16 protein-coding genes are annotated in these 15,572 nt (G+C 63.4%); 8 read left to right on the forward strand and 8 right to left on the reverse strand.

All coding sequences use genetic code 11. The features are described 5' to 3' along the window. Together AC1D1X_RS03445 and AC1D1X_RS03450 are read right to left on the reverse strand one after the other, a co-directional pair. Positions 1 to 849: PP2C family protein-serine/threonine phosphatase (locus AC1D1X_RS03445; protein WP_477697831.1), on the reverse strand; the 849-nt coding region annotated here is incomplete at its 3' end. A 71-nt stretch (positions 850 to 920) separates the two neighbouring features. After that, the gene (locus AC1D1X_RS03450) at positions 921 to 1,733 is read right to left on the reverse strand and encodes a formate/nitrite transporter family protein (RefSeq protein ID WP_477669446.1); all 813 of its coding nucleotides are present in this window, start codon (positions 1,731 to 1,733) and stop codon (positions 921 to 923) included. 439 nt (positions 1,734 to 2,172) lie between these two features. Between AC1D1X_RS03450 and AC1D1X_RS03455 the strand changes: the two genes are divergently transcribed. Continuing rightward, positions 2,173 to 3,768, forward strand: a complete 1,596-nt coding sequence (locus AC1D1X_RS03455) for an alkaline phosphatase D family protein (RefSeq protein WP_477669445.1) — start codon at positions 2,173 to 2,175, stop codon at positions 3,766 to 3,768. Positions 3,769 to 3,866: 98 nt separating this feature from the next. Here the strand turns inward: AC1D1X_RS03455 and AC1D1X_RS03460 are convergent, their stop codons facing one another. Together AC1D1X_RS03460 and AC1D1X_RS03465 are read right to left on the reverse strand one after the other, a co-directional pair. Then, positions 3,867 to 4,769 carry a ketopantoate reductase family protein gene (locus AC1D1X_RS03460; protein ID WP_477669444.1) on the reverse strand — a complete coding sequence of 301 codons (903 nt, stop codon included), beginning with the start codon at positions 4,767 to 4,769 and terminating at the stop codon, positions 3,867 to 3,869. 96 nt (positions 4,770 to 4,865) lie between these two features. After that, complete coding sequence (locus AC1D1X_RS03465; protein WP_477669443.1) at positions 4,866 to 5,795, reverse strand: LysR family transcriptional regulator; 930 nt, start codon at positions 5,793 to 5,795, stop codon at positions 4,866 to 4,868. 106 nt (positions 5,796 to 5,901) lie between these two features. On the opposite strand from AC1D1X_RS03465, the gene AC1D1X_RS03470 reads away from it, so the two are divergent. Then, entirely contained in the window at positions 5,902 to 6,531 is a 630-nt protein-coding gene (locus AC1D1X_RS03470; protein WP_477669442.1) for an NADPH-dependent F420 reductase, read from the forward strand. A gap of 109 nt (positions 6,532 to 6,640) precedes the next feature. Here the strand turns inward: AC1D1X_RS03470 and AC1D1X_RS03475 are convergent, their stop codons facing one another. Together AC1D1X_RS03475 and ompR are read right to left on the reverse strand one after the other, a co-directional pair. Next, a complete protein-coding gene (locus AC1D1X_RS03475; protein ID WP_477697832.1) occupies positions 6,641 to 7,975 on the reverse strand; it encodes an ATP-binding protein in 1,335 nt (444 codons plus the stop codon). A gap of 10 nt (positions 7,976 to 7,985) precedes the next feature. Continuing rightward, positions 7,986 to 8,735, reverse strand: a complete 750-nt coding sequence (gene ompR / locus AC1D1X_RS03480; RefSeq protein WP_477669440.1) for an osmolarity response regulator transcription factor OmpR — start codon at positions 8,733 to 8,735, stop codon at positions 7,986 to 7,988. Between the two features lie 279 nt (positions 8,736 to 9,014). On the opposite strand from ompR, the gene AC1D1X_RS03485 reads away from it, so the two are divergent. The 3 genes from AC1D1X_RS03485 to AC1D1X_RS03495 all read left to right on the forward strand — a co-directional run bounded on the left by AC1D1X_RS03485 (position 9,015) and on the right by AC1D1X_RS03495 (position 10,975). Continuing rightward, positions 9,015 to 9,557 carry a hypothetical protein gene (locus AC1D1X_RS03485; RefSeq protein ID WP_477669439.1) on the forward strand — a complete coding sequence of 181 codons (543 nt, stop codon included), beginning with the start codon at positions 9,015 to 9,017 and terminating at the stop codon, positions 9,555 to 9,557. A 74-nt stretch (positions 9,558 to 9,631) separates the two neighbouring features. Beyond that, entirely contained in the window at positions 9,632 to 9,946 is a 315-nt protein-coding gene (locus AC1D1X_RS03490; protein ID WP_477669438.1) for an EF-hand domain-containing protein, read from the forward strand. A 111-nt stretch (positions 9,947 to 10,057) separates the two neighbouring features. Then, complete coding sequence (locus AC1D1X_RS03495) at positions 10,058 to 10,975, forward strand: alpha/beta hydrolase (RefSeq protein WP_477669437.1); 918 nt, start codon at positions 10,058 to 10,060, stop codon at positions 10,973 to 10,975. 79 nt (positions 10,976 to 11,054) lie between these two features. On the opposite strand, the gene AC1D1X_RS03500 is transcribed toward AC1D1X_RS03495, so the two are convergent. After that, a complete protein-coding gene (locus tag AC1D1X_RS03500; protein WP_477669436.1) occupies positions 11,055 to 12,311 on the reverse strand; it encodes an extracellular catalytic domain type 1 short-chain-length polyhydroxyalkanoate depolymerase in 1,257 nt (418 codons plus the stop codon). Positions 12,312 to 12,681: 370 nt separating this feature from the next. Here AC1D1X_RS03500 and trhO point away from each other — a divergent pair, with 370 nt between their 5' ends. From trhO to AC1D1X_RS03515, 3 genes are all read left to right on the forward strand, one after another. Next, a complete protein-coding gene (gene trhO, locus AC1D1X_RS03505; protein ID WP_477669435.1) occupies positions 12,682 to 13,629 on the forward strand; it encodes an oxygen-dependent tRNA uridine(34) hydroxylase TrhO in 948 nt (315 codons plus the stop codon). Positions 13,630 to 13,649: 20 nt separating this feature from the next. After that, complete coding sequence (locus tag AC1D1X_RS03510; protein ID WP_477697833.1) at positions 13,650 to 14,303, forward strand: glutathione S-transferase; 654 nt, start codon at positions 13,650 to 13,652, stop codon at positions 14,301 to 14,303. A gap of 300 nt (positions 14,304 to 14,603) precedes the next feature. Further along, complete coding sequence (locus tag AC1D1X_RS03515; RefSeq protein WP_477669433.1) at positions 14,604 to 15,083, forward strand: GNAT family N-acetyltransferase; 480 nt, start codon at positions 14,604 to 14,606, stop codon at positions 15,081 to 15,083. Here AC1D1X_RS03515 and AC1D1X_RS03520 read toward each other — a convergent pair. Further along, positions 15,080 to 15,572: Lrp/AsnC family transcriptional regulator (locus tag AC1D1X_RS03520; RefSeq protein ID WP_477697834.1), on the reverse strand; the 493-nt coding region annotated here is incomplete at its 5' end. The two genes, AC1D1X_RS03515 and AC1D1X_RS03520, sit on opposite strands and share 4 nt — an antisense overlap.

Here is a 15,572-nt window from a genome sequence, read left to right on the forward strand (position 1 = left end):
GCCGTGCACTTCGCGGACGATGGTGTAGCCGTCAAACTGCGTCCTGGCCTCCAGGATGGGCGGAAGCGGTAGGCCTGACAGCTGCTGGAGCAGCTCGCCGGCCTGCCCGTTGGGCAGCTCATCGACGCGGACAATTTGTGCCGTGAGGTTGTCGCCACTGCCTCGCTCCAGGGCTTTTTCGACGATGGACTTGGCTGCCATATCCAGCCCGCCAGGCTCGTCGGCACAGATGTGGATGAGGCCGGCCATGTCGTATTCGCTGACGTGTTCATACACGCCGTCGGTGGCCAGAAGAAAGATGTCGCCCTGCTCCACCTGCTGGGTCTGGTAGTCGATCTCAAGCTGCGGCTTGAAGCCCAGCGCGCGGCCCAGATAGCTTTGGCCCTGGGAAATCCACACACGGTGGTCGTTGGTCAGTTGTTCCAGCGCCTTGCCGCGCAGGCGGTAAATGCGTGAATCACCGACATGAAAAATATGCGCAGTGGTCGACTTGATGACCATGGCACTCAGGGTGCACACATAGCCTTTGTCCTTGTCGTAGCGGTACTGGCTTTTCTGTGTCTGCGCATGCAGCCAGGAGTTGGTGGCGCTCAGGATCCGCTCGGCCGATGTCTTGACCGACCAGGCTTCCGAGGTGCAGTAATAGTCCTCAAGGAAACCGGTGACGGCGTACTGGCTGGCCACGTCGCTGACGGCACTGCTGCTGATGCCGTCGGCCAATGCAATGGCAATGCCCTTGGCGCTCAGTTGCGGCTCTTTGGGTACATAGATGCCGTGGAAATCCTGGTTGGTTTCCTTGCGGCCCTTGTCCGAATACTGACCTGCCGATATCTTCAGTTCACTGGACATGTGGGGTACCGGCAAAGCCCCCGCGCATCTTTGTATCTTGCATGCGCGGGAGCTTTTGTTTTGAAAGCAGGTTATTTAAAGGAACGTGACGGTCCGGTTTTAATGTGCGTGGCATACAGCGTCAAGCCGGTGAAGGCCAGGCCGCCCACCAGGTTGCCCAGCACCGTCGGAATTTCGTTCCAGATCAGGTAGTCCATGATGGTGAAATGCGCGCCCAGCAGCAGGCCGGACGGGAACAGGAACATGTTCACGATGGAATGCTCGAACACCATGTAGAAGAACAGCATGATGGGCATCCACATCGCGATCACCTTGCCGCTCACCTGGGTGGAGATCATCGCCCCCACCACGCCGGCCGACACCATCCAGTTGCACAGCATGCCGCGCACGAACAATGTGAGCATGCCGTTGGCGCCGTACTTCTGGTAGCCCAGCGTGCGGTTCTCGCCCACAACGCCGATGGCCTTGCCCACGGCGTTGGGCTCGGTCGAAAAGCCGTTGGTGACGTAGATTGCCATCATCACGGCCACCGTGAAGGCACCCAGGAAGTTGCCGGTGAACACCAGGCCCCAATTGCGCAGAACGCCCTTGACCGTGACGCCCGGGCGTTTGTCGATCAGCGCCAGCGGGCACAGCACGAACACGCCGGTGAGCAAGTCGAAGCCGAACAGGTAGAGCATGACAAAACCGACCGGAAACAGCACGGCGCCCAGCAGCGGCTGGCCGGTTTGCACGTTGATGGTGACGGCGAACCAGGCCGCCAGCGCCAGGATGGCGCCGGCCATATAGGCCCGGATCACGGTGTCGCGGGTAGACATGAAGATTTTGGATTCACCCGCATCCACCATCTTGGTCACAAATTCCGAAGGCACTAAATAAGCCATACGATCCCTCTAAATCCTGTTTTGCCAAAAAAAAATCCACTTCGAGATCTTCAAAAAGATTGAAGACCGAAGTGGACGCCGTTATCCATTCAGATCGATTGGGCACCGCGAAGCTCGCTTTACCCTGCGCAGGCCTTCGTCAGCCTGACCTCAGGGATGCAAGCACATACCGTGCCGCTAGCAAAACACCGCGGATCCGGCCTTGCTGGCCCCCGGAGGCACTGCGGAGGCGATTGCGTCGCCCCAAATTTGTGCATTTCAACGCCATTGACAAATATTTTGGTGCCAACCGTTACATCGTCTGGCCACCCAGGCGCTGGCTTGGACGATGCGCACCCGGCAGCACTACAGCTTTTCGACGGGCAGATGATTCATGAAGCTGACATGTCCTGCCAAAAGAATAGGCGMTCCAACGCCACTACTTTTTCTGGAGAAACCCATGGATCGCCGACAATTTGTTAATTCGACTGCTGCCGTGTTGGGAGGCTCGGCCATGGTGCTTCCCCGCCTCGCCAAGGCGCAGTCAGCCCCTGCCCTCATCACGCGCGAAGCCATGCGGCCCCAAATGGCCCACGGGGTTCAAAGTGGCGACCCAAAAGCGGACGGCGCGGTGATATGGACCCGCAGCGACCGGCCTTCACGCCTTTGGCTCGAGTGGGCAACGACCGCCAGTTTTACCAATGCCACGCGCGTGCGGGGCCCTTACCTGATGGACGACACCGACTTCACCGGGCGCGTGGACCTGACGGGCCTGCCGGCGGGCCAGGAAATTTTCTACCGGGTGGTGCTGCAAGACCTGCATAACGAACGTGTGCTGTCTGAAGCCGTGGCCGGCCACCTGCGTCTGCCTGCCGGCGCAGGGGCCAAGGCTGTACGCGACGTGCGCTTCACATGGAGTGGCGATACGGCCGGGCAAGGCTGGGGCATCAACGAGGCATGGGGCGGCATGAAAATCTACGAGCAGATGCGAAAGGTCAACCCTGACTTCTTCCTGCATTGTGGCGACACGATTTACGCCGATGGTCCCATCACGGCGCAGGTCAAGCTTGCTGATGGTTCCCTCTGGAACAACGTGGTCACCGAAGAGGTCAGCAAGGTCGCGGAAACACTCAACGAGTACCGCGGCCGCTATCGCTACAACCTGATGGACACCAATGTGCGCCGCATGGCAGCTGAAGTGCCGCAAATCTGGCAATGGGATGACCACGAGGTGGCCAATAACTGGTCTGACTCCAAAGACTTCGGTGCCGACAAGCGTTACACCGAAAAGAATGTGCCCTTGCTGGTGGCGCGCGCCACCCGGGCCTTTCATGAATTTGCGCCCATACGCCGTACCGCCGACGTGGAGAGTGAGCGTGTGTACCGCCATTTGCCCCAAGGCCCCCTGCTGGACATGTTTGTGGTCGACATGCGCAGCTATCGCGGTCCCAACAGCCATAACCTGCAAACCAGCGAAACCGAAGAAAGCGCCTTTATGGGCCGCCCTCAAGTTGCCTGGCTGCTGGACGGCCTGAAGCGCTCAAAATCGGTCTGGAAAGTGATCGCCGCCGACATGCCCATCAGCCTGCATGTGGACGATGGCAAAGACAGCGACGGCCGCAGCCGCTGGGAAGCCATCGCCAACGGTGACGATGGCGTCCCCCTGGGTCGCGAAATCGAAATTGCGCGCCTGCTGCGCGAGATCAAGCGTGCCGGCATCAAGAATGTGGTGTGGCTGACGGCCGATGTTCACTACACCGCCGCGCATTATTTCGACCCGGCCAAGGCCAGGTTCAATGATTTTTCGCCATTCTGGGAGTTTGTGTCGGGTCCGCTCAACGCCGGTGGATTTGGGCCCAACAAAACCGACGCCACCTTCGGCATGCAGGTGATGTACCAGAAAGCCCCCACCGAAGTGAACGCGCCACCCACCAACGGCATGCAGTTCTTTGGCCAGGTCGACATCGACGCGAAAACCAGGGCCATGACAGTCACCTTGAAAGACCTGGCCGGCGCGTCGCTTTACACCAAGACACTGGCGCCGCAACGCGCCTGACCGGCTGAAACACGAGGCCGCGTCAAAGCCGCGGTAGCGCAGTCAGCTTCGCTGCGTCGGCAGTGCTCTGGTGCACTGGCCGGCAGCAACTGAATGCGTCACTTGCCTTCCATTAACTTCACCAGCGCCCACAACACCCGGTTCGCCGGCGTGGCCACACCCAGCGCTTCACCGCGCCTGACGACCAGCCCGTTGAGGTAGTCGATCTCGGTGGGTTTGCCGCGCGCCAGGTCTTGTGCGGTGGATGACAACTGGTTGGGCATGCTGCCGGCCAGCTTGTCCACGGCCAGGTGCATGTCGCCCTGCACCTGCACGCCTTCGGCCTCTGCCACGGCCAGGCATTCGGCCACCACGTCGCGCATGACGTCTTTCACGCCCTCGCCCTGCACGGTTTTGCCGTACGGCAGCTGCGCGATGGCCGAGACGGCGTTGTAAGCGCAGTTGAGGATGAGTTTGGCCCACAACGCGCCGCGCACATTGCTGGAGATTTCAACCGGCACACCGGCTGCGATGAAGGCCTGGGCCACGGCCTCGCTCCGGCTGGCCGGCTCAATCACCAGCTCGCCGCGGCCGTGGTGCCTGACGTGGCCGGGGCCGGCCATTTCGGTAGCGACGTACACCACGGCGGCAGCCACTGCATGCTGCGGCAGCACAGTGCGCAGGCGGTCGGCGTTGTCGACGCCGTTTTGCAGGCAGAGCACCAGCGCATCTGGCGCCAGGTGCGGCCGGATCAATGCACCGGCCGCTTCGGTGTCGGTGGACTTCACGCAGAACAGCACCAGGCCGGCGCCCTGCACGGCGGTGGGTTCGCTGCTGGCGGCCAGGCGCACGTGTTCGTCGAAAGTGCGGGTTTCCATGTGCAGGCCGTCACTCTGAATGGCGTCAGCATGCCGGGGCCGGGCGATCAGCACCACGTCAAGCCCCGCACGGGCCAGCATGCCGCCGTAATAACAACCAACGGCGCCTGCGCCCATCACGGCGGCTTTGAGGGATTGGGTCATGGGTGTCTTTGCCTTCAATGAGATACGGAAACGGAAGGGGAAACGTAAAAAGGAATTGTGGGCGAAGTCTGCCGCCCTTGCCGGCGACCGGGCCTCTTAGCCCGGGCCGCCGGTAAAGCGCCGGGCCAGTTGGTCGCGCTCGAAGGCCTCGACCACAAAATCGATGAACACCCGCGTCTTGACAGGCATCTGGCTGCGCGTGGCGTAGTAAATCGAGATCACGCCGGCATCGACATACCACTGCGGCAGCACCCTGACGAGTTCACCGCGCTCCAGCAAAGGCAGTACATCGGGCAAAGCCACGAGCGTCACGCCCAGGCCCAGCAACGCTGCCGCGCGCATGGCCGTCGGGTCGTTCACCACCACCGAATCCATGAAACCTGCCGGAACTTCCGCGCCGGCCGCATTGCGCATGACCCACTGGCGAACCCGGCCCGTTCCGCTGGAACGCAGGGCGATGCCTTTGAGCCCGGCCAGGCCCGCGGGGTCGGCCGGGGCCTGCTGGCCTGCCATATAGGCGGGCGATGCCACGGCGACCAGGTGGATCGGGGCCAGTGCGCGCGACACCACGCCTGGCGACAGCTCAAAGCCGCCGCCGATGGCCGCGTCATACCCCTCGGCGATCAGGTCGACCGGGCGGTTTTCAAAGTACCAGTCAGGACGTATGAGCGGATAACGGTCCAGGAAGGCCGGCAGCAGCGGCACGATGTAGTCGATGCCAAAGGTGGGCGACATGCTGACCTTGAGTTGACCTGCGGGGGCGCCGCTGTCGCTGGAGATGGCCGCGATGGCGGACTGCAGCGCATCGAGGTTGCCGCTGATCGAGACCAGGAAGCGTTCACCGGCTTCGGTCAGCGTGAGTTTGCGGGTCGAGCGCTGAAACAGCCGCACGCCCAGGTTTCGCTCCAGCATGGCGACGTTGCGGCTGACGGCGGCAGGCGTCAGGGCCAAGCGCCGTGCCGCCTCAGAAAAGCTGCGGCCTTCGGCGCTGCGAATAAACGATTCGAGGTTGGCCAGGGTTTCCATTTCACCATTTTAAAGTAATGATTGAAAATAATTCAATCAATTACCTGCTTATCAAAAGGCAATCAAAAACCCATCATTCACCCATCAACAACCAAGGAGTGAATTTATGTCTACCCTCTCAACCCCATCCAGCACCCCCAGCATCGGGATCGTCGGTGCCGGCGCCATCGGCACGGCATTTGCCAAAACCCTGGCCCGCCAGGGCATCCATGCCACGCTGTCCAACAGCCGCGGCCCGGACTCGCTCAAAGACATCGTGCGCGAACTCGGCCCCACCATCCACGCCGGCACCGTCAAGGAAGCCGCCACAAAAGACATCGTGCTGGTGGCCGTCAACTGGGGTCGCCTGCCTGAAGCGCTGGCCGGTTTGCCCAACTTTGGCGGCCGTGTCGTCATTGACGCCAACAACGCGGTCGAAGGCCCTCCTCTCCGGCCCGTTGAGTTGAACGGCCGCGCCTCCAGCGAAGTGTTTGCCGAGCTGGTGCCCGGCGCGCGCGTGGTGAAGGCCTTTAACCACCTGGTCGCCCAGTTGCTGGCCACTGACCCCGCCGACCAGGGCGGCAAACGCGTGCTGTTTTTCTCGGGCGACGACGCCAAGGCAAAGGCGACCGTGGCGGCACTGATCAGCCAGCTCGGGTTCTCGGGAATCGACCTCGGCACTTTGGCCGTGGGTGGACGCCTGGCGCAGTTTCCCGGCGGCCCGCTGCCCATTCTCAACCTGGTGCAGTTCGGGTGAAGCCGCAGCAATCGCTATCAAATCAATAGCTGCTTGCGCTCGTCTCTATTGGCCTGCAGCCCGTTTTGACACTCAAAAAAGGCCTTTCGAGGCCTTTTTTTGGGGTGTTTCAGGCCCGCGGCAGCGTGATCCGGGCGCAGAGGCCCCCGCCGTCGGCAGGCAGCAGCTCAAACTTGCCGCCGTGCGCGCGCACGATGCGGTCCACGATGGCCAGGCCCAGCCCGGCGCCCRGCGGGCCGGTGCGTGTGCTTTCAGCGCGGCGAAAGGGTTGCTTCAAGGCCTCGGCCTGCCCGGCGTCAATGCCGGCGCCGTGATCCGTCACCGCTATCCAGACCGAATCGCCCTGCGTACCGGTGGCTATGGTGACCGGCGGGAGCCCATGGCGCCAGGCATTTTCAACCAGGTTGGTGAGCACGCGGCGCATCGCACGCGGGCGCAAGGGCACCGGCGGCGGGTTGCCGCCCTGCAGCGCCACCGGCATGCCGTGGCCGGCCGAGGCGGCCGCCACCTCAGCCGCCAGCACATCCAGCGCCACCGGCGCCGGCGCTTCGCTTTCGGTGCTGCGGGCAAAGTCCAGGAACTGGCTGATGATGGCGTCCATTTCTTCCACGCCGCGTGTCATTCGGGCCATCAGCTCATCGTCGCCTTGACCGGCTTTTTCGGCCTTGTCGCGCAGGATCTCGATGCCCAGGCGCAGCTTGGTCAGCGGTGTGCGCAGGTCGTGCGACACCCCGGCCAGCATTAGCGCTCGCTCGTCGTCGGCCTGGGCCAGGCTGCGCACCATCTGGTTAAAGCTGCGGCTCAGGTCGGCGATTTCCGTGGGGCCGTCTTCGGGCAGCGGCTGCGGGCTGGTGCCGCCCGCCAGCGTGTGCGCCGAAGCCATCACGCGGCGCAGGGGCTGGTTCAGGTAACGGTGAATCAGCAGCGCGCCCAGCAAGGCCAGCAAGGCGCTGGCGAGCGAGGTTACGACCCAGGCGCCGGTGAATTCACGCGCCGGCAGCACGCCGGGCAGGTTGACCCAATGGTCGGCGCCGTCCAGGCGCAGCCGCACCGCCAGGCTGCCGCCGGCTTCGCGGCGCCAGATGATCTCGGAGCCCTCGCCTTCCAGCGCGATGCCGCGCGAGGCTTCAKTGACGAAGCGCCGCTCAAGCCGGCTCAGCAGCCGGCGTTCGCCACGGCCGTCACCCTCGTCGTCATCGGCAATGCCCTGCATGGCGCGGCGGTTGAACTGCGCGACAAAAGCCTCGCGCTGCGCGGGCGGCATGGCGGCCAGGCCGGCACGGATGGAGCTGACATTGCGCGCCACCGCCACCGAAAGCTGCGCCAGTCGGGGCTTGATGATCAGCTGGCGCACCAGCAGCGCGCTGGCCAGCTGGCCCACCACGATAAGCACCACGATCAGCAGCACATTGCGGCCGAACAGGCTGCGCGGAAACAGCTTCATGGAAATAGCCTCACGGCTTGCCCGCCTTGCCGCTTTTTGCCGCACCGCCTTCCGGCACAAACACATAACCCACGCCCCACACGGTCTGGATGTGCGCCGGCTGGGAAGGGTCCGCCTCAATCAACTTGCGCAGGCGCATGACCTGCACGTCGATGCTGCGGTCGGTGGCTTCGTGGTCGCGGCCATAGGCCAGCTCGATCAGCCTGTCGCGGCCCAACGGCCGGTTGGGGTGCAGGGCCAATGCCTGCAGGAGGCTGAATTCACCGGTGGTGAGTGGCACGTCTTCGCCGTTTTTTTCCAGCCGGCGTGCTTCCAGCTTCAGGGTGAAGGCGCCAAACTGCACCGTACCCTGGCCGGGCAACGGGCCGCTGTGCGCGCCCAGCATACGCTGCCGGCGCACCAGCGCCTGGATGCGGGCCAGCAGCTCGCGCGGATTGAAGGGCTTGGGCAAGTAATCGTCGGCCCCCATTTCCAGCCCGACGATGCGGTCCACCGGGTCGCCGCGGGCGGTCAGCATGACGATGGGAATGGTTTCGCCCTGCACGCGCAGGCGGCGGCACACCGCCAGCCCGTCTTCGCCCGGCATCATGACGTCGAGCACCAGCACGTCAAAACGTTCGCGCGCCAGCAGGGTGTCCAAGGTTTTGGCGTCTTCGAGTGTGCGCACGGCGTAACCCTGGTCGCTCAGGTAACGCTGCAACAGGCTGCGCAGGTCGGCCTCGTCGTCGACCACCAGGACCCGGGCTAGCGGCTCGCTCATCGTGAAGGGCCTGTTTGCAAAAGCGCGCTGAAAACAACCATAAGAAAACACCCCGCCGCAAGAAAGATGCCCCATGGTAGCGGCCCGCGCCTGGCCACCTGCCCGGCAAATCATGACAAACGATGACAAAGCCGGGATTTATTCATGCCTTGTCATCAAGAGGCCGCTTGCAGCCATGCCTGGCTCACATCTGGCGGCCACAGTGGCATCACGGCGCTGCGATGCGGCCGGAACCTCAAGACGCTTCACCGTTCAACGTCAACCTTCAAGGAGTTCACCATGAAAACCATGCTTTCCGCCACTGCCCTGACCACCGCCCTGACATGCACCCTGCTGGCCGCAGGTTTTGCCACCCCCGCCGAAGCGGCCAGCCGCCACGTGGTGCGGACCCATGCCGATGGCAGCGCCACCGCCACCAGGGCGGTCACCCGCGAGGGCCCACAAGGCGGCACACGGGTACGCAACCGCAGCACTACCGCCGACGGGCAAGGCAATGCCAGTACCGTGGGCAGTGCCTCCACCACAGGCCCCAACGGCGCCACCGCCGTGCGCACCGGCCAGGCCAGCCGCAGCGCGGACGGCTCGGCACAACGCAGCGGGGAGTTTGCCGCCACCGGCGCCAAAGGCAGCGTGCAAAGCAGCGGCAACAGCAGCAAAACCGCCGACGGCGCCGTCAACGCCAGCCGCAACACCACGGCCACCAGCGCCGCCACCGGCAACAGTGTGCAAAGCACGGCCTCCTACAACCAGGCCACCGGTGTCACCCGCAGCACGACCTGCTATGACGCTGCCGGCGCGGCGATGAGCTGCCCTTCGCGCTAAACGGGCCTGGGCCTTTTATCAAATCCGGTTTTCAAAATTTCAACCTTCACTTTCATTTTTTTTGGAGCGCTCTCATGGCCTTCTCTTTCAATCTCCGCACACTTTCAATCATGGGCCTCATGGGCTTTCTCATGCTGGGTACCGCGGCCCATGCACAGGCACCCAACGCCGCCCGACTGGAAAAGGCCCGCACCGAACTGCAAAAACGCTTTGAGGCGGCCGACACCAACAAGGACGGCAAGCTGACCCGCGAAGAAGCGCAGGCAAAAATGCCCAAGGTGTACAAGAACTTTGACGCCATCGACGCCAGCCATGCAGGCACTATCTCGCTGGCCGACATCGAGACCTTTGTGGCGTCGAAAAAAGGCTCGCGCAAACCGGCTGGCTAATGACTGCGCATCGCGCCGCCCGAATACCTGACCCATCGTTGACGCACAAGGTCAGAGGCGGGCCGGATATGCTGTCCGGCCTGCCCGCCGCAACACCACTGGAGCCATGACATGTCCCTTGCCCCTCGCCTCCCCACGCACTGGCCGACGCTTGCGCTTGCGTTCCTGCTCACCGCGGTTCTCTATGCCGGGCCGGTGGCTGCCCAGCAGGACAGTGGCCGCCTGGCGCGAAAAACCGCCAGGTCCACCGTGCCGGCCGGTGTGCAGCAAATCCCCGACATCGCCTACGGCACAGACCCACGCCAGCGCATGGATGCCTACCTGCCGCTGCAGCCGGCAGCCAACGCACCGGTCATCGTCATGGTGCACGGCGGCGCCTGGATGGTGGGCAACAAGGCCATGGCCAACGTGACCGACAACAAGGTGGCCTGGTGGGTCAAACAGAAGGGCTACATCCTGGTGTCGGTGGGCTATCGCCTGTCGCCGCAGGTTGACCCGCTGGTGCAGGCACGCGATGTAGCCAGCGCCCTGGCCAAGACGCAAGCCATGGCCGCCTCGTGGGGTGGCGATCCGGCGAAGGTCATCCTCATGGGACATTCGGCCGGCGCGCACCTGGTGGCGCTGCTGGGCGCTTCGCCGGCACTGGCACGCGAGTCTGGTGCCAAACCCTGGCTCGGCACCGTGGCGCTTGACAGCGCCGCGCTGGACCTTGAGCGCATCATGAAAGCACGGCACATGCGGTTTTACGACCGCGTGTTTGGCGCCGACCCAACCTATTGGCGCACTGTGTCACCCAGCAGCGTGCTGGCGGCTGACGCCACGCCGATGCTGCTGGTCTGCTCGACACAACGGGCGGATGACCCCTGCGCACAGTCGCGTGACTTTGCCGCGAAGGTGACAGCCAGGGGTGCGCGGGCCAGTGTGCTGCCGCAAGACCTAACGCATGAGCAGGTCAACACCACGCTGGGCCTGCCCGGCGGGTATACCGATGCGGTAGACGGTTTTATGGCGGGGCTGCTGCCGCGCTGACGAATTTAAAGAAAAACAGGCTGAAGCCCTCAGTAAACGGGCGCAACACGCTATTGATTTGATAGCGGATCAGGCTCAGCTACTTTGCCGCACCAGGCTCTGCCGCAGCCAGGGCAGCATTGCGGCGGTGGTAGGTAAAAAACGTCCACATCATGAGCGTGGCGTCCGGGCCCTCGGGCTCGCTGTATTCCATGCTGGCGTCTCCGCCGCTCCAGGCGTGGCCCAGAGCATCTACGTCGCACTTCACCAGCTGCGGCTTGCGGCCGGCGTACCAGGTCGTCGTCTGGTAGGCATGGCGTGGCCGCCTGCCGCTGCGGCGCTCGGGGTAGCGGCGAACCACCGGCTCGAGGCGGGCCGCATTTTGGGTAATGACCGGGTTGTTGATGATTTCGAACTGCTCGGCCAGCTGCTCGGCGTTCACCCGCCGCACCACGGCATCGTTGTCGCCATGGATCAGGATGGCCGGCATGCCCGGGAACTCCGGCTGGTCGCTGGCAAACAAGCGCGCCACCGCATCGTAAGACGAGCCCGAGCCGTGTTGCATGGCCCGGTAGGCRCTGAAGGGCGAATGGGTGGTGCCGAACACGGGTGCCGAGTGCATGCCCACGGCCGCGATCAGCTCCGGGTGGCGCAGTGCCACGATGGCCGCCAGCGCGGCGCCGGCCGACAGGCCCGCCACGTAAGTTCGTGAAGCGTCAAGCCCGTGTTTTTGCTGCACCTGCGAAATCATGGCGGCGATCACGCCCACATCGCCCTCCCCGTTTTGTGTGGCCCGCTTGTACCAGTGCCAGCAGCGGTGGGCGTCGGCTGCACTGGATTGCTGGGGGTAGAGCACCGCAAAACCCTTGCGCTCGGCCAGCTCGTTCATGCGGCTGCCCGCTGCAAAGTCGGCCGCCGTCTGCTGGCAGCCGTGCAGCATCACCACCAGCGGGCGCGGTGCCGCAGGGGCATCGGGAACCCCGGCAGTAACGGCCGTAGCGGCCGTAGCGGCCGTAGCGGCCGTAGCGGGAAGGTACAACCAGTACAGCATGCGCCGGGAATCCGTCAGCAATCCGTCCCCGGGCAAAGTAAACCAGGCCTTGCGCCAGGTGCCGGGCAACCCGGCTGCGGCGCGGGCCTGTGCAGCCGTGGGCCGGCGGGCTTTTTTGGCGGGCCGGGCAACCACCGGTTTCAGCAGCTTGACCCCGGGCCTGCGTCTGCGCGGCGTTGTGGCGGCAGGCAACGCCGGTGTGACCTTGGGCAGCAGGCTTTCAAACAGCCGCAAGCCTTGCGCCTGCTGGGCCTTGCCCATGCGGCGCATGCTTTTAAGCCAAAGACTGCTTATGCTTCTGGACATGGTTTGACAAAAAGTGGTGGGCCATCTGGGGTCGGTTCGAGGTCGGCGTCTACGTTGATTTCCAGGAAGGGATTTGCGCCAGATCAATAAGTACACGGTCATTTTGCTGCATTGCAACAAAATGTCTACCAGCATGGCCATAAAACATTGAATTCGGCGCTTTCCGTCACAAAATCGGGGTTACAAAATGCTAAGACCCGAGCCGCTACGATGGAGCCTGGGAGCGCTTGTGCCATTTCGGCGCGGTATCGGCGCCATTTCAGCGCGTGTACGCACCATTTAGGGTCTTTTCGCGTTTTCCGACTTTTGTCCCTGTTTGCCCTCTTTTTGAACCACCGCACATTTCTTTTCGCTTTTCGCCTGTTTTTTCATGTCTGACTTCCTGACCGCTGCCCTTTACCAGTTCGTTGAGCTGCCCGATTTCGCCGAGCTGCAGGCGCCGTTGCTGGCGCAGTGCGAAGCCCATGGTGTCAAGGGCACGCTGCTGCTTGCGGCAGAAGGCATCAACGGCACTATTGCCGGGCCTGAAGAAGGTGTGCGCGCCGTGCTGGCGTATCTGCGCAGTGACCCGCGCCTGGCGAAGCTCGAGCACAAGGAGGCCTGGGCTGAGTCCATGCCCTTCTACCGGATGAAGGTGCGCCTCAAGCGCGAGATCGTCACCATGGGGGTGCCGGAAGTGCACCCCGCGCTGATGGCGGGCGAATACGTCAAGCCGCAGGAGTGGAACCAGCTGATCAACGAGCCGGGCGTGGTGCTGGTCGATACACGCAACGACTACGAGGTGTCCATCGGCACCTTCCACGGCGCCATCAACCCGCACACCAGCAGCTTTTCAGAGCTGCCCGGCTGGGTGGAGCGCGAAATGGCCGAAGGCGGCAAGCTGGCGGCGCATGACGGCAAAAAGCCGAAGGTAGCCATGTTCTGCACCGGGGGCATTCGCTGCGAGAAATCCACCGCGCTGCTTCGCTCCAAAGGCTTTGAAGAGGTCTACCACCTCGAAGGCGGCATCCTCAAGTACCTGGAAACCGTGCCCGAGGCGCAAAGCACCTGGGAAGGCGAATGTTTTGTGTTTGACGAGCGTGTGTCCGTCGGCCACGGCCTCAAGCCCGGCGCCTTCACGCTGTGCCGCTCGTGCCGCGACCCACTGAGCGAGGCAGACCGCCAGTCGCCGCTGTACGAGCTGGGCGTGAGCTGCGCGCACTGCCATGGGAAGACGACGGAAGAACAGAAAGCCGGCTACCGCGAGCGCCAGCGCCAGGTCGAACTGGCCGAAGCGCGCAATGCCGCGCACATCGGCGTGCGGCAATCCGGCACCTGAAGCACCTGGTGTCTCAGGCCATGAACAGCGCCCTGCCCGTCCTGTATTCCTTTCGCCGCTGCCCGTATGCCATGCGCGCCCGGCTGGCGCTGGCCGTGAGTGGCGAGCCGCACGAGCTGCGCGAAGTCGTGTTGAAGAACAAACCCATGCCAATGCTGGCCGCGTCACCCAAAGGCACGGTGCCCGTGCTGGTGCTGCCCGGCGGCGAAGTCATTGATGAAAGCCTGGACGTGATGCTGTGGGCACTGYGGCGCAATGATCCCGAGGGCTGGCTCTCACCACCCAAGGGTTCCATCGATGACATGCTCGCGCTGATTGCCGGCAACGACGGTGCTTTCAAGCGCAGCCTGGACCGCTACAAATACCCGAATCGCTACACCGAAGAATCCGCAGGCAATACCGAGGCTTTTGCGCAGCTGCAGCGCGGCCTGGGTGCGGCATGGCTGCTCAAGCTGGACGGCATGCTGGCAGGCGGGTGGCTGTTTGGCGCACGCGCCAGCCTGGCCGACATGGCGCTGCTGCCATTTGTGCGCCAGTTCGCGCATACCGACCCCGCCTGGTTTGCAGGCCAGCCCTGGCCGCAACTGCTAGCCTGGCTGGCGCACTTTGAAGCCAGCGCGCTATATGCCGGYGTGATGGACAAGCATGCGCCATGGCAGGCGGGCACAGCATGAAGCTTCAGTCGCTATCAAATCAATAGCTTCTTGCGCTCGCCTTCATTGGGCTTGGCAGCAATTTTGTGCCTGAGATTTGGGGGAATCGGAAAAAACTGCTGCCGGGGGCTTGCGGTTTGATTTGCCTTTTGCAGGCATGTACCGGAACAAGGACTTTCAACGTAAAGCGCAACCAAAACCTTGCAAAACCGCTGGATCGCGTGGGGGCTGCTCCTGCAGACTGTGAGGAAGCAACAGCAGCAACAAACAGTCAGCTCTGCCGGTTTCCCTTTCGCCACTTCACGACGCCAGCCACTCACCATGCACATCCGTATCGCCACCCCGCAAGATGAGCCAGCCATCGTGGCCATGGCCGTCGCCTTTCGCAACCATCTGGAGCGGCACACGCCCTCGGACGTCCAGTTTGGCGACAGCGTCCGCAAGTTGCTTGGGTCGCAAGACGCGGAATTCTTCATCGCCATGGTTCACGGCCAAGCCTCGGGTTACGTGCTGCAACGCTATCGCCATTCCATGTGGGCCAGCGGCACCGAGGCCACCATTGAAGACCTGTTTGTTGACCCGTCCGTTCGCAGGCAGGGTACGGGCAAGGCGCTCATCGAGTTCGCACTGGCGCATGCGTGCCAGGCCGGCTGCGCCAGCGTGTGCCTGGACACGAACGAGTTCAATGCGGCTTCGACCAGAATCTATACGGGCCTCGGGTTTAGCGCCATGTCAAAACGCTGGAACGGCCGGCAGATTTTCTTTCGCAAGTCAGTTGAGGGTCGGCTTCAAGCGGCCTAGCGGTGAATCCGCGTAGACAGCACCACTGAGGTATTGGTGCGCTCCACCCCGTCGAGCAGGCCAATGCCGTCGATCAGCGCGTCCAGCCGCTCGATCGAGCCGGCCTGCACGATGGCGATCATGTCGAAGGTGCCGCTGACCGAGAGCAGTGAGCGGACCTCGGGGATCTTGCGCAGCGCCGCCTCGACCGGGCCCGACAGCTTGGGGCCGACGGTGAGCATCACGTGGGCGGCTACCTGCGATTGCTCATAGGCGTCGCCGGTGCGCACGCCGTAACCGGTGATGACCTTGTCACGCTCCAGCCGCTCTATGCGGGCCTGCACTGCCGTGCGCGACAGGCTCACCTTGCGGGCGAGCAAGGCCACCGGGCAACGCGCGTTTTCACGCAGCTCGCTGAGCAATATCTGGTCTATGGCGTCAAGGTTCATGCGTTGGGGTGGGCCGCGCCCTGTTATGGGAGATGAATAGTCAAATAGAAGGTAGAAATCT

Source organism: Polaromonas sp. P1_G4 (genome assembly GCF_056405475.1).

What these genes read in the sequence shown, in the direction of transcription:
- AC1D1X_RS03450 (WP_477669446.1), bottom strand. Translation starts at nt 1,733, where the DNA reads ATGGCTTATTTAGTGCCTTCGGAATTTGTGACCAAGATGGTGGATGCG.
- AC1D1X_RS03455 (WP_477669445.1), top strand. Translation starts at nt 2,173, where the DNA reads ATGGATCGCCGACAATTTGTTAATTCGACTGCTGCCGTGTTGGGAGGC.
- AC1D1X_RS03460 (WP_477669444.1), bottom strand. Translation starts at nt 4,769, where the DNA reads ATGACCCAATCCCTCAAAGCCGCCGTGATGGGCGCAGGCGCCGTTGGT.
- AC1D1X_RS03465 (WP_477669443.1), bottom strand. Translation starts at nt 5,795, where the DNA reads ATGGAAACCCTGGCCAACCTCGAATCGTTTATTCGCAGCGCCGAAGGC.
- AC1D1X_RS03470 (WP_477669442.1), top strand. Translation starts at nt 5,902, where the DNA reads ATGTCTACCCTCTCAACCCCATCCAGCACCCCCAGCATCGGGATCGTC.
- ompR (WP_477669440.1), bottom strand. Translation starts at nt 8,735, where the DNA reads ATGAGCGAGCCGCTAGCCCGGGTCCTGGTGGTCGACGACGAGGCCGAC.
- AC1D1X_RS03485 (WP_477669439.1), top strand. Translation starts at nt 9,015, where the DNA reads ATGAAAACCATGCTTTCCGCCACTGCCCTGACCACCGCCCTGACATGC.
- AC1D1X_RS03490 (WP_477669438.1), top strand. Translation starts at nt 9,632, where the DNA reads ATGGCCTTCTCTTTCAATCTCCGCACACTTTCAATCATGGGCCTCATG.
- AC1D1X_RS03495 (WP_477669437.1), top strand. Translation starts at nt 10,058, where the DNA reads ATGTCCCTTGCCCCTCGCCTCCCCACGCACTGGCCGACGCTTGCGCTT.
- trhO (WP_477669435.1), top strand. Translation starts at nt 12,682, where the DNA reads ATGTCTGACTTCCTGACCGCTGCCCTTTACCAGTTCGTTGAGCTGCCC.
- AC1D1X_RS03515 (WP_477669433.1), top strand. Translation starts at nt 14,604, where the DNA reads ATGCACATCCGTATCGCCACCCCGCAAGATGAGCCAGCCATCGTGGCC.